Origin of the sequence: Nocardia aurantiaca (genome assembly GCF_009708175.1) — a bacterium.
Taxonomy (GTDB): Bacteria; Actinomycetota; Actinomycetes; order Mycobacteriales; family Mycobacteriaceae; genus Nocardia; species Nocardia aurantiaca.
Genome location: NZ_WMBB01000007.1, coordinates 379714 through 392049, shown reverse-complemented (window position 1 = coordinate 392049; position 12336 = coordinate 379714). Strand labels below are relative to the sequence as shown.

Genomic DNA, 12336 nt, shown 5'->3' with positions numbered 1-12336 from the left:
GATTCCGGCACAATTTTTGATATGCGCGCCAGCCGTCTCATGTCGATCCTGTTGCTGCTGCAAACGCGCGACCGGGTCACCGCCCAGGAGATCGCCGACCAGTTGGAAGTCTCCGTCCGCACCGTCTACCGCGATATGGAATCCCTCTCCGCCGCAGGCATTCCCGTCTACGGCGATCCCGGCCACGACGGCGGCTACCGCCTCCTCGACGGCTTCCGCGCCAAACTCAACCTCCTGACCACCGACGAAGCCGAATCTCTCTTCCTGGCCGGACTGCCCAGCGCCGCCTCCGATCTGGGCCTCGGAGCCATCGCCACCGCCGCCAACCTCAAAGTCATGTCCGCCCTGCCCCCAGAACTACGAGATCGCGCAGGCCGTGTCGCCGAACGCTTCCACCTGGATGCCCCGGGCTGGTATGCCGAGGCAGAACCCACCCCCTTCCTGACCGCTGTCGCCGACGCCGTCTGGAACGAGCACTCTGTGCGCTTCAACTACATCCGTTGGGCCACACCGCATCTGGTCACCCGCACCACCGAACCCCTGGGCCTGGTCCTCAAATCCGGCAACTGGTACCTGGTTGGCCACACCGCCCTCCAAATCCGCACCTACCGGATCTCCCGAATTATGGAACTCCAGATTCTCGACATTCCCGTCACCCGTCCCGCGGACTTCGACCTGGCAACCTACTGGTCCACCTACTTGAAGTCATTCGACCAACGCCGCCGACGTGATTCGGCCCTCCTCCGCTTGGCCGCCGAAACATTCGAGCGACTATCCGAACTCCTTGATCCGGCCTCGGCCCAAGCTGCCCGCGACTCCGCCAAAGACCCCGACCCCGATGGCTTTCGTGAGGTATACCTCCCCATCGAATCTCTCGACCGCGCCCTTTCCGACATTCTTCGTCTGGGTGCGGGCGCAGAAGTCCTCGGCCCCCACGAGCTTCGCCGCCGTATCGCCACCCAAACCGCCGCCATGGCCCGACTCTACGGCGGCTGACCCATGCGGATTTTCGTATCGATGAATTCCGCATTGCGGCACAACAATAATGGAGGACCATCGCCGGACATCTCGTTACCGAACCTCGACCACCTCGGCGGGACCGTGCCCGACGAACTGGTGCGGGTCGCCGACGTGATAACCGTCGACCCGCACTACACGTACGCACGATGGAACATCCCGCCGGGTACACCGGCGGAAACGAGGTTGTGGTGACCACAGAAGTCCGAGCCGTTCCCGATCTCGTTCGCGCTGTCCCGCTTGGCCGGCATGTAAAGGAAAATCCCCGGTCGACGATGGTCGACCGGGGATCCCTTCAAGGCTCAACCGAATTCGGGGCCTACACGCACTTGGCGGCGGCCTTGGCCTCGCGGCGGCGGCGGTGCAGGATGGGCTCGGTGTAGCCGTTGGGCTGCTTGGCGCCCTCGAGGATCAGGTCCTTCGCGGCCTGGAAGGCGATGGACGCGTTGAAGTCCGGCGCCATGGCGAAGTAGTTGGAGTCGCCGGCGTTCTGACGGTCGACGACGGGGGCCATGCGCTCGAGGGAGGCGATGACATCCGCCTCGGTCACGATGCCGTGGCGCAGCCAGTTGGCCATCAGCTGGCTGGAGATGCGCAGGGTGGCGCGGTCCTCCATGAGTCCGATGTCCTGGATGTCGGGCACCTTCGAGCAGCCGACGCCCTGGTCGATCCAGCGCACCACGTAACCGAGGATGCTCTGCGAGTTGTTGTCCAGCTCCTGCTGGATCTCCTCGGCGGACCAGTCGGTGTTCGGGGCGAGCGGGATCTCGAGGATCTCGTCGACGGTGGCGCGCGGGCCGCCCTTGGCGATCTCGGCCTGCCGCTTGAACACGTCCACCAGGTGGTAGTGGGTGGCATGCAGGGTGGCGGCGGTGGGCGAGGGCACCCAGGCGGTGTTGGCTCCGGAGCGCGGGTGGCCGATCTTCTGGACCAGCATGTCGGCCATCAGGTCGGGCATGGCCCACATGCCCTTGCCGATCTGCGCCTTGCCGGGCAGGCCGGTGGCCAGACCGGTGTCGACGTTCCAGTCCTCGTAGGACTTGATCCACTGCTGGGCCTTCATCTCGGCCTTGCGGACCATCGGCCCGGCCTCCATAGAGGTGTGGATCTCGTCGCCGGTGCGGTCCAGGAAGCCGGTGTTGATGAACACCACGCGGTCCTTGGCGGCGAAGATGGACGCCTTCAGGTTCACCGTGGTGCGGCGCTCCTCGTCCATGATGCCGACCTTGAGGGTGTTGACCGGCAGGCCCACGACCTCTTCGATGCGGCCGAACAGCTCGTTGGTGAAGGCCACCTCGTCCGGGCCGTGCATCTTCGGCTTGACGATGTAGATCGAGCCGGTGCGGGTGTTCTTCAGCTGGGTGTCGCCGACCAGGGCGTGCTTGGCGATCAGCACGGTGATCAGGCCGTCCATGATGCCCTCCGGCACCTCGTTGCCCTGCGCGTCGAGGATCGCGTCCGAGGTCATCAGGTGACCCACGTTGCGCACGAACAACAGCGAACGGCCGTGCAGCACAAGCTCACTGCCGTCCAGCGCGGTGTACACGCGGTCCGGGTTCATGGTGCGGGTGAAGGTCTTGCCGCCCTTCGACACCTGCTCGGCCAGATCGCCCTTCATCAGGCCCAGCCAGTTGTGGTAGCAGAGGACCTTGTCCTCGGCGTCCACCGCGGCGACCGAGTCCTCGAAGTCCATGATCGTGGTGACCGCGGACTCCAGCACCACGTCCTTGACGCCGGCGGTGTCGGTGGAACCGATCGGGGAGGCCGGGTCGATCTGGATCTCGATGTGCAGACCGTTGTGCTTCAGCAGCACCGAGGTCGGGTCGGCGGGATCGCCCAGGTAGCCCACGAGGGCGTCCGCGTCGGCCAGGCCGATGTCGGTGCCGTCCTCGAGGCCGACCACGAGCTCGCCGTCCTCGATCGAGTACTTGGTGGAGCCGACGTGCGAACCCGTGATCAGCGGCACCGCGTCGTCGAGGAAGTTGCGGGCCCACTCGATGACCTTGTCCCCGCGGACCTTGTTGTAGCCCGAACCCTTCTCCGCGCCATTGGCCTCGGAGATGGCATCGGTGCCGTACAGGGCGTCGTAGAGCGAGCCCCAGCGCGCATTCGCGGCATTGATGGCGAAGCGGGCGTTCATCACCGGCACGACCAGCTGCGGTCCCGCCTGGGTGGCGATTTCGGCGTCCACGTTCTCGGTGCCGATCTGGAAGTCGGCCGGTTCGGGACGGAGATAGCCGATCTCGGTGAGGAACTGCTTGTAGGCAGCCTTGTCGTAGCCTGCGCCCGGGTTCGCGCGGTGCCACTCGTCGATCTTGGCTTGGATGTCGTCGCGTTCCGCCAGCAGAGCGCGGTTGCGGGGAGCGAGGTCATTGATGACGGCCTCGGCACCCGACCAGAACGCGGCGGAATCAACACCGGTGCCGGGAAGGGCCTCGTTCTCCACGAAATCGTGGAGCACCTTGGCAACCTGAAGCCCGCCGACCTGAATCCGCTCTGTCATCTACTGCCTCATTTCGAGAAGCCGGGTGGAAATAGTACGCGCGTCATATTACTCGCGGTTACCGAACGGTATTTCCCGGCCTCGGGGTTGGCGCCTCGAAGGATGGGGGTTGATTGTATCGATCGGTACATTTAATGTACCGAGTAGAACATTATTCAGCGGTTCGTGGCGAAGGTGCGATTGATGGGAAAACCCTTGTCGGGCAAGGTCTCTGTGGTAACGGGCGGCAGCCGCGGGCTCGGGCGGGAGATGGTGCTCGCCCTCGCCCAGGCCGGATCGGACGTGGTCATCGCCAGCCGCAAGCTCGACGCATGTGAGGAACTAGCCTCCGATGTGCGTGCGAAGACCGGGCAGCGGGCGCTGCCGGTGGCCTGCAATGTCGGCGACTGGGACCAGTGCGAGACGCTGGCCGACGCGGCCTACGGCGAGTTCGGCACGGTCGACGTGCTGATCAACAATGCCGGGATGTCGCTGCTCTATCCCAGCCTGGATCAGGTTTCCGAGGCCATGTTCGACAAGGTGATCGCCACCAATCTGAAGGGCCCGTTCCGGCTCTCGGCGCTCATCGGCGCGCGCATGGCCGCGTCGGGTGGCGGGTCGATCGTGAATATATCGTCGATCGAGGCCGCGCATCCGGAACCGCTGGCGGTGCCCTACGCGGCCGCGAAGGCCGGTCTCGAGAACCTGACCGTCGGTCTGGCGCACACCTACGGGCCGGCGGTGCGTGTCAATACGATCCGCTGCGGCCCGTTCGACACCGATATCGCCAAGGCGTGGCCACAGGACATGCGCGCGGAACTCGCGCGACACACCGCACTCGGCCGGATCGGCCTGCCCGCCGACATCGTCGGGGCGGCCGTATTCCTCGCCTCCGACGCCTCCGCCTACTGCACCGGCGCGACCCTCGCCCTGGACGGTGGATTCCGATGACCGCCGCGGTTCCCGCTCGCCGCCGCGGCCGCCCGCCCGCCTCGGCGAGCGGGCCGGGGCAGACCCGGGAGCGGATCGTACGTGCGGCGCTGGAGCTGTTCGCGGAGAAGGGTTTCCACGGCACCGGCGTCGCCGAGATCGGGGACCGGGCCGATGTGCAGCGCGGTGCGCTGTATTACCACATCGGATCCAAGGAGGAGCTGCTGTGGCAGATCCTCGCCGACTACACCCGGCTCATGCTGGCCGAGGCCGAGCAGATAGCGAGCGGCTCGGACCATCCAGCCGCCAAGCTGCGCAGCCTGATTCACAGCCACGTGCGGCTGATCATCGACAACCGGGCGGCCGTGGCGATCCAGCTGCGCGACGTCACCGCGCTGAGCGGCGACCGCGCGCGCGAACTTCAGGAGCTGCGCGACCGCATCCAAGCCCTGTGGCAGCGGGTGATCGACGCCGGCCAGGCCGCGGGCGTGCTGCGTACCGCCGACCACGTGGTCACCAACGGCGTGCTGGGCATGCTCAATACGGTGACCCTCTGGTATCGGCCCGGCGGGCAGCACACGCCCGACGAGATCGCCGACATCCTCTGCACCACCGTCCTCGATGGACTCATCCAACCGCGTACGAGCACGAAAGGCTGATCATGGCTTGGGATTTCGAGACGGACCCGGAGTACCAGAAGAAACTGGACTGGGTCGCGGAGTTCGTCAGGACCGAGGTGGAACCTCTGGACCTGATCTACCCCAACCCCTACGACCGCCGGCACCCCGAGATCCGGGCGCTGATGAAACCGTTGCAGCAGAAGGTGAAGGACCAGCAGCTGTGGGCCTGCCACCTCGGACCCGAACTGGGCGGTCCCGGCTACGGGCAGCTCAAACTGGCGTTGCTCAACGAGGTGCTGGGCACCTCCATGTGGGCTCCGCTGGTCTTCGGCTGCCAGGCACCGGACTCGGGCAACGCCGAGATCCTCGCGCATTTCGGGACGCCCGAGCAGCAGGCGAAATACCTGCGGCCGCTGCTCGACGGCGAGATCGGCTCGTGTTACGCGATGACCGAACCCACCGGCGGCTCGGACCCGACCGCCTTCCGCACCCGCGCGGTGCGCGACGGCGACGAGTGGGTCATCAACGGCGAGAAGTGGTTCAACTCCGCCGCCGAATTCGCCACCTTCCACATCGTCATGGCGGTGACCGATCCGGAAGCGCCGCCGCACCAGCGGCTGTCGATGTTCATCGTCCCCGCCGATGCCCCCGGCCTCGAGATCGTGAAGAACTTCACGGTGCCCGGCTTCAGCGAGCACGAAGGGCACCTGCGCTTCACCGACGTCCGTGTCCCCGCCGACGCGCTGCTGGGCACCGAGGGCCTCGGCTTCATCGTGGCCCAGACCCGCTTGGGCGGCGGCCGTGTCCACCACGCCATGCGCACGGTCGCGTTGGTGCGCAAGGCCTTCGACATGATGTGCGAGCGCGCGGTCTCCCGTCCCATGCGCAAGGGCGTGCTCGGCGGTCTCCAGATGACGCAGGAGAAGATCGCCGACTCCTGGATCGAGATGGAGCAGTTCCGGCTGCTGGTGCTGCGCACCGCGTGGCGCATCGACAAGGAGCAGGATTATCTGAAGGTGCGTCACGACATCGCGGCCATCAAGGTGGCGATGCCGAAGGTCATGCACGACATCGCCCAGCGGGCCATGCACCTGCACGGCGCGATCGGCGTGAGCACGGACCTGCCGTTCACCGACATGATGACCTACGCGCAGATCATGGCCATCGCCGACGGGCCGACAGAGGTCCACAAGATCACCCTGGCCAGGGAGGTGCTGAAGGCCTACGCACCCGGCGATCCGGTCTACCCGAGCGGCTACCGGCCAGCCTTGGTCGAGGAGGCCCGACAGCTGGTGGCCGAACGGCTCGAACACACCATCGCCAACCTCTGACGAATCAGTCTGCGGGCGTGGGCTCGTCGATCGTGCGGATATCGGTGTCGGTGCAGTCGACAGCGGCGGCAACTCGATGTTCGTGATGAATATCGTGGCATTCGCGGCGGTCGGGCCGTCGGCGTAATCGTCCGCGCCCGCAACGAATTTCCAGCCCTCCTACAGCGGCCGACAGTGTTCCGATCGATGACCGCGGCTATGGAATCGGTCCGTGCTTTCGGCGATGCGGAACACCTGCCACGCGGTCCGTATTGTGCACGCTCTCGCGCTCAGGGCTGCCGGGGCTCGATCCAGAGCGCCTCGGACAGGGCGCACAGGTCGCCGTCGGAAGTGGAAAGAGCCACGCCGACAGTGTGTTTGCGGCCGTCGTGATGCATCGCCCAGGCGTGGGAGATGTAATCGGATCCGGCCGTGATCGGGGCCAGCTGGGTCGCGGTCATGGCCGCGGTGAACGCGCCCTGACCCATCCTGGAGAAGATGAACGCGGCCAGGCCGCCGGGGCAGTCGAGGGCCGACCACACGACTTCCGGCGGCAGCTCGCCGTTGTCGTCCGCGAGACCCGGATCGGGGGTCCAGGCGGCGGCCATGATCTCGGTGCCGGGTACGCGCCACGGGAACAGGCGCAGGCCGCGGCCCGGATCGCAGGCCACGCCGCAGCCGTAGCAGTCGGTGACGGCGCGGTGCGGGGAGGAAAGGGCGGCCTCGACCGCGTTTACGGCGTCGGACCACGGAGGCGCCGGGATGGGGTCCAGGGTGAGGGCGGCCGGGCTCGCCTGGACCAGCAGGGCGTCGTCGACGGCGGTCAGCGCGGCGTGGCCCGGCTCCGGGCGGGACAGCAGGATCGGGGTGCCGACCGGGACCACGCGGCGGAAATCCACGCGCACGGTATCCGCACCGGTATTCGCCGCGAGCAGGCCCGCCAGGTAGCCGCCGAAAGCCACCTGCGGATAGCCGTGGATGTGCGCGGGGATGGTGAGCGCTTGCGCCTGGGTCATCGTGTGAGCCAGCCTTTCCCGGCCGGAGGGGCCGATCGACACTTCGACCATACCCAGGGCGGACCCGGTCGCTGTCGGTGAAATTTCGCACTCGCGCGCGAGGGCGATGATGAGGGTCGAGCACCCGGTCGGCATCGCTGTGGTCCACGCCGGGGATCTCGCGGATCCGGTCCGTCCGGTAGCGTCCGGTCCGCGGATGCAGGACCGGGGGCGCTAGGGGGTGAACTGTCGCCCGGGCTATCGACGCTTGCGCTCGCGGACCACATGGGAACGCAGGCGGGAGAAGCCCTTGACTCGCACGCTGCGCAAATGGCGGAGGGTCAGGTCGGCGTCGTCGTCGAGTTCGGCCGCCGCGCCGTCGTCGACGAGGACCGTGCCCGGCCGGGCCACGCCGGTCAGGCGGGCGGCGATATTGACCACGGTGCCGTAGAGGTCACCGAAACGGGTGAGGACCGGTCCGTACGCCAGGCCCACCCGGATCTGGGGCATCTCCGGAATCGCCTGGGCCGCACGGCTGATCGCCGCGTTCATGTCCAGCGCGATACGCGCGCCGTCGCGTGCGTTCTCGGCGGCGAACATCACTTCGTCGCCGACGTTCTTGATCACCCAGCCGCCATGGCCGGTGATCGCCTCGGTGGTCGTGGCCTCGAAGGTCTCCAGCAGTTCGGTGAGCTCGTCGGGGTCGAGGTGCCGAGACAGCCGGGTGTAGCCGACCATATCGGCGAACCCGACCAGCAATTGCCTTGTGGCGCCGCCGGACTCGTGCGAGCGGCTCAGCGCGGCGGCCATGTGCCGTTGCCAGGCGTAGTCCTGCAGATCGGCGAGGACCGCGATGGCCCGGGCGATGGCCTCCCGGCGCGCCTCGGGCGTCGGCTCCCCGCCATCGGCGGCGAGGTGGCCACCGATCTCGCGGGTGATCAGATCCGCCTGCCACTCGGCCAGCCGCGCCATGGCCTGACCCAGTGTGCGCGCGGCGGCGATCTGGCTGTGCTCACTCGCGACCGAGGTCGGATTCAGGGTGGCGAAGGCGCGGACGGCGGCGACGTCATTGTCGGTGAACGCCACCTCGTCATCGCTCGCCGCGGCCGGAAAGCCCAGCGCCACCCACAATTTCCGGGCCCGGTCGACGGGAACACCCGAGAGTTCGGCCACCTGGGTGCGGGTGTACCGGCGCGGGCCGCCGAGCAACGACTGTTCGACCACCGCGGTCAACCCACCAGATTCGATCATGCCGTCAGTACAGCACATTCAGCCGCGGCGACCGGGTGTCTCGGATCTCAGGACAGGGGCTGGGCATTGCGTTGGGCGAGCATGATCGTCATCAGCCCCGCCTCCTGGGACTGGGTCGTGATCATGCCGCGCGCGGCTTCCTTCACCGGACCCGACCCGATGAGCTCGTCGGCCGCCTTCGCCATGGCCACGCCACCGCGGTGGTGGCGCAGCATGAGTTGCAGAAACAGGATCTCGGCGTCCTTACCGCGCGCGGCAGCCAGGGAGTCGAGTTCGGCCTGGGTGGCCATGCCCGGCATCGCGGTACCGGCGGCGGTCATGGCAGGCATCGAATGGTCATGGGCGGCAGTCGAAGCCGAGTTCGTCCAGGCCATAGGATGCTTGGAGTCCGGCGAGGCATTGGCCAGGCGCAGCCAGCCAAACAGGGTGCCGATCTCCATGCGCTGGGCATCGCCGATCTGCTGGGCCAGCCGGCGCACCGTGGGGTCGACGCCGGAATCCAAGCGCTGCACCATGAGCAGCGCCTGCTCGTGGTGGGCGGCCATGTCCTCGCAGAAGCCGATCTCGACCTGGCCCAGAACCTGTGGCGCGGAATGGCTCTCGGGGATCAACAGCGGGCGCAACAGGACACCGGCCGCCAGCAGGGCGAGGACGAGAACGGCGGATCCCGATGACCGCCGGACCCGGTTACCTTGACGGGCGGTGGTTTCCGTCACGACCCCACCACGGATCGCTGATCGGCGGGTGGCGTGTACACATCGTCCGCGAGCCGCAGCACCATGAACCCGTTGTCATTGCAGGTGGTCCACAACTGGCTTCCGTGCCACTCCGGCGGCGAGAAGCACCAGTCGGTGGACAAGTCGCCGAGGGCCACCATGCCGGTCCGCGAGGAGAGCGCCTGGTTCGGGTCGAACTTGCCCTCCAGCATGGCCCGCGCCGCCGACGGGAACTCCATCGCCGGGACGCCGATGATCGAGGCCAGGGCGTGCGGCGAATTCCACAGCTCCAGGTTGCGGCCCTTGCGCGCCGGCGGATTGAAGTACGCGATCTCCTTGGCATGGAACGGATCCCGCACATCGAACACCCGGATGCCGGCCTCCTCCCAGCCGCAGGCCAGCGCGGTCGGATTGTCGGGGCGGTCGGCGGCGCAGTAGTGGGCGTCATAGGAGAACAACGAGCCGCCCATGGCCGAGGCCATCGCCGAGTCCTGGTTCTCCGGCAGGTTGATCTCCAGCTTGATCTTGGCCGCCACCGTCGGGTTCGTCTCGTCGGAGATGTCGATGAGTTTCACACCGCCCGCGCCGCCCTCGTCCACGGTGAACAGGTAGGGCTTGCCGTCATAGGTGACCGGGATGCTGTGCTGGGTCGCCCAGCCATCGGTCCAGAACACTCGGCCCAGGTGATTGACCTGCGGGTTCGGGTCGCGGCGCTGCACAGCGCTGATATCGAGGACGGTGAAACCGGCCAGCGCCGAGAGGTACATGCGGTTGCCGTCCGGGCTGATGCCGAAGCCATGCGCCTCGATGCCGGTGAGGCCCTGCCAGATGACGTGCGGGTTCGTCGGGTCGGTCAGATCGACCGCGCTGACGAAGCCGGGCGCGATGCCCGATGCCCAGTAGGTGCGCCCATCCGGCGAGAACCCGCCCTCATGGGTCGTGATCGGCAGCGGCATCAGCAGATTCGTGCCGGCGCCCGGATTCAGCAATCGTGGGTGCGCACAGTCGGAGATGTCGTAGACCGAGAGGTATCCGGCGCCCTCGGCGACCGGAACGCCGGTGCCCACCAGCAGTTTTCGCTCGGGATTGACCTTGAGCGACTCCCAGGTGCCCGCGAGCATGGCGGGCTCGGTGAGGCTGCCGGTCACCACCGGATTCGCCGGATCCGATACGTCCAGCACCTGCACGCCCTGCGCGGGCCCGAGAATATTGCCCGGGAACAGCGAACCGGTGTAGGAGCAGTGGTCGTAGGTGGCCGAGGTGATGCCCGCGCCCTTGCCGACATACCCGCCCACGAACGACAGATTGCAGCGATACCCCAGCGTGCTGCGCCCGCTGTCGCGGTCCTCGGCCGGAACATCGCCCTGCAGACCAGTTTCCGGCAACGCGTCGTCCCCGCAGTCCGCGCGCGGCACCGAGGTCCGCCCGACATCGAGGAACTGCTGGACCTGATTCGCGATGTCGGACTGCAGATCCGCGGACGCGCCCTGCATCGGCAGCACGGCCGCCCCCAGCAGCGTCACCGCCAACACCGCCGCCGGCGTGGACCGGCGCAAGCTCGTGAACCGCTTCAATGCGGTAACCCCCCGTCTTCCGTCGTAACGATCCGTGACCGGCGGCACAGAAGGGTGCGCGATGTGGTCGCGGTTACTTATCGGAACGTTAACCCATCGACTGTTGCTTGGTGGGTGTGAACTCGAAATTGTCTGTGACACTTGGGGTCCGCGACGCGTGAACGTTCCGGAAAACAGCGAAACCCCTTGCCATAGTGTGTAACAGGGGTGCTCGCCCAGGCGATTTCGACAATGTTCTGATCATCGAAGGGGATAGGTGAGCCTATGCGCACGACAGGATTCACGGCACTGCTGGCCTGCGCGGTACTGAGCGCCGCCGCCTGCTCCACCTCGACCTCGCCCGGTCCGGTCCAATCCGGAACCCCGGCCACCCCCGCCGCAGCAAGCACTCCCGGCGTCCCCTCCGGCAACGCCAACCCCGGCGACTCCCCGGCGACCGGAACGCCCGAATCCACCGCGCCGCAGCCCACCGACACCTCCATCGCCGCCTGCGCTCCCGGTCAGGTCGACATCACCGTCAAAGGCATGGGCGCGGCCACCAACCACCACGGCCTGACCCTCGTCTTCTCGATCGCCAACCCCGCCCAAGCCTGCACCCTCACCGGCTATCCAGGCTTGGACGAAACCGCCGAAACCGGCGAGGTCATCCACGCCGAACGCACCCCCAACGGATACATGGGCGGCCTTCCCGCCGGCACCGACAAGGCGCCCACAGTAGTAGTCAAATCCGGCCACCCGGCCCGCGCCATCGCCGAGGCCGTATCCTGCGGCGTCTATGGCAAACCGGACCCCACAGTCACCAAAGTCGAAGTAACCGCACCCAACTCGACCGACATCCGAGTAATCCCCGAATCCCTGTCCACCTGCAACCTCAAAATCCACCCGGTCACGCAGTAGTGAGCGACCGTGGGAACCTCGACCATGGGCTACGGCTGATTCGACTCAGCCGATACGCGGATGGTCAGCGTGGGTCCTTTGGTGGCCGCTTCGCCGGTGGGGTGGCCGCAAACCCTTCCCCTTGTGGGAGGGGTCTTTTCGTCGTCTGACGGGTCGAGTCCAACACCCACTGCTTGTAGCCGGGATGCACGTCCGTCACCGGAACCGCGAGCACCTGCGGAGTGTCATACGGGTGCTCCTTGTCCGCGAAGTCGATGATGGCCTTGACAAGCGACTGTCGGGTGTGCAGCACCACCAGCGCTTCACGCTCGTCCCGCACCTCACCTTCCCACCGATAGATACTCCGGATCGACGGAATGATGTTGCCGCAGGCAGCAAGTCTGCTGTCGACAAGCTTGCGAGTGAACTCGGCGAGCTTCTCTTCGTCTGGTCCTGTGATGCTGATGTCTACGAGTTCATCTTCGGCCATGCCTGGAAGTCTTCCTCAGTGCCACAGAGTTGGATATCAGATCCTCCGGCTGCTCGCGCTCATGCCCGATAGCGG

Annotated in this window: 11 protein-coding genes; 5 read left to right on the top strand and 6 right to left on the bottom strand. The window is 66.8% G+C overall.

What is annotated here, in order from left to right:
- The first annotated feature begins 21 nt into the window (after nt 1–21).
- Nucleotides 22–996: a helix-turn-helix transcriptional regulator gene (locus GLP40_RS17430; protein ID WP_154788943.1), complete on the top strand. Its 975-nt coding sequence runs from the start codon at nt 22–24 to the stop codon at nt 994–996.
- Between the two features lie 340 nt (nt 997–1336).
- Here GLP40_RS17430 and GLP40_RS17425 read toward each other — a convergent pair whose 3' ends face one another.
- Nucleotides 1337–3520: a malate synthase G gene (locus tag GLP40_RS17425; protein ID WP_154788942.1), complete on the bottom strand. Its 2184-nt coding sequence runs from the start codon at nt 3518–3520 to the stop codon at nt 1337–1339.
- 183 nt (nt 3521–3703) lie between these two features.
- Here GLP40_RS17425 and GLP40_RS17420 point away from each other — a divergent pair, with 183 nt between their 5' ends.
- From GLP40_RS17420 to GLP40_RS17410, 3 genes are read left to right on the top strand one after another with little or no spacing between them, the layout of a single operon-like run.
- Nucleotides 3704–4450, top strand: a complete 747-nt coding sequence (locus tag GLP40_RS17420; protein WP_154788941.1) for an SDR family NAD(P)-dependent oxidoreductase — start codon at nt 3704–3706, stop codon at nt 4448–4450.
- Nucleotides 4447–5088, top strand: a complete 642-nt coding sequence (locus tag GLP40_RS17415; RefSeq protein WP_154788940.1) for a TetR/AcrR family transcriptional regulator — start codon at nt 4447–4449, stop codon at nt 5086–5088. Before GLP40_RS17420 ends, GLP40_RS17415 begins: the two co-directional genes overlap by 4 nt.
- Nucleotides 5089–5090: 2 nt before the next feature.
- Complete coding sequence (locus tag GLP40_RS17410; RefSeq protein WP_154788939.1) at nt 5091–6380, top strand: acyl-CoA dehydrogenase family protein; 1290 nt, start codon at nt 5091–5093, stop codon at nt 6378–6380.
- 269 nt (nt 6381–6649) lie between these two features.
- On the opposite strand, the gene GLP40_RS17405 is transcribed toward GLP40_RS17410, so the two are convergent.
- The 4 genes from GLP40_RS17405 to GLP40_RS17390 all read right to left on the bottom strand — a co-directional run bounded on the left by GLP40_RS17405 (nt 6650) and on the right by GLP40_RS17390 (nt 10895).
- A complete protein-coding gene (locus tag GLP40_RS17405; protein ID WP_154788938.1) occupies nt 6650–7375 on the bottom strand; it encodes a PaaI family thioesterase in 726 nt (241 codons plus the stop codon).
- 237 nt (nt 7376–7612) lie between these two features.
- Complete coding sequence (locus GLP40_RS17400; protein WP_196054709.1) at nt 7613–8605, bottom strand: adenylate/guanylate cyclase domain-containing protein; 993 nt, start codon at nt 8603–8605, stop codon at nt 7613–7615.
- Nucleotides 8606–8652: 47 nt separating this feature from the next.
- Nucleotides 8653–9321, bottom strand: a complete 669-nt coding sequence (locus tag GLP40_RS17395) for a DUF305 domain-containing protein (RefSeq protein WP_328290283.1) — start codon at nt 9319–9321, stop codon at nt 8653–8655.
- The gene (locus GLP40_RS17390) at nt 9318–10895 is read right to left on the bottom strand and encodes an LVIVD repeat-containing protein (RefSeq protein ID WP_154788936.1); all 1578 of its coding nucleotides are present in this window, start codon (nt 10893–10895) and stop codon (nt 9318–9320) included. The genes GLP40_RS17395 and GLP40_RS17390 overlap by 4 nt, the downstream gene beginning before the upstream one ends.
- A gap of 264 nt (nt 10896–11159) precedes the next feature.
- Between GLP40_RS17390 and GLP40_RS34500 the strand changes: the two genes are divergently transcribed.
- Entirely contained in the window at nt 11160–11792 is a 633-nt protein-coding gene (locus tag GLP40_RS34500; RefSeq protein ID WP_154788935.1) for a DUF4232 domain-containing protein, read from the top strand.
- Between the two features lie 64 nt (nt 11793–11856).
- On the opposite strand, the gene cutA is transcribed toward GLP40_RS34500, so the two are convergent.
- Nucleotides 11857–12261, bottom strand: coding sequence for a divalent-cation tolerance protein CutA (cutA, locus tag GLP40_RS17380; protein WP_154788934.1), 405 nt, complete (start codon nt 12259–12261; stop codon nt 11857–11859).
- Nucleotides 12262–12336 lie beyond the last annotated feature (75 nt).

What these genes read in the sequence shown, in the direction of transcription:
- GLP40_RS17430 (WP_154788943.1), top strand. Translation starts at nt 22, where the DNA reads ATGCGCGCCAGCCGTCTCATGTCGATCCTGTTGCTGCTGCAAACGCGC.
- GLP40_RS17425 (WP_154788942.1), bottom strand. Translation starts at nt 3,520, where the DNA reads ATGACAGAGCGGATTCAGGTCGGCGGGCTTCAGGTTGCCAAGGTGCTC.
- GLP40_RS17420 (WP_154788941.1), top strand. Translation starts at nt 3,704, where the DNA reads ATGGGAAAACCCTTGTCGGGCAAGGTCTCTGTGGTAACGGGCGGCAGC.
- GLP40_RS17415 (WP_154788940.1), top strand. Translation starts at nt 4,447, where the DNA reads ATGACCGCCGCGGTTCCCGCTCGCCGCCGCGGCCGCCCGCCCGCCTCG.
- GLP40_RS17410 (WP_154788939.1), top strand. Translation starts at nt 5,091, where the DNA reads ATGGCTTGGGATTTCGAGACGGACCCGGAGTACCAGAAGAAACTGGAC.
- GLP40_RS17405 (WP_154788938.1), bottom strand. Translation starts at nt 7,375, where the DNA reads ATGACCCAGGCGCAAGCGCTCACCATCCCCGCGCACATCCACGGCTAT.
- GLP40_RS17400 (WP_196054709.1), bottom strand. Translation starts at nt 8,605, where the DNA reads ATGATCGAATCTGGTGGGTTGACCGCGGTGGTCGAACAGTCGTTGCTC.
- GLP40_RS34500 (WP_154788935.1), top strand. Translation starts at nt 11,160, where the DNA reads ATGCGCACGACAGGATTCACGGCACTGCTGGCCTGCGCGGTACTGAGC.
- cutA (WP_154788934.1), bottom strand. Translation starts at nt 12,261, where the DNA reads ATGGCCGAAGATGAACTCGTAGACATCAGCATCACAGGACCAGACGAA.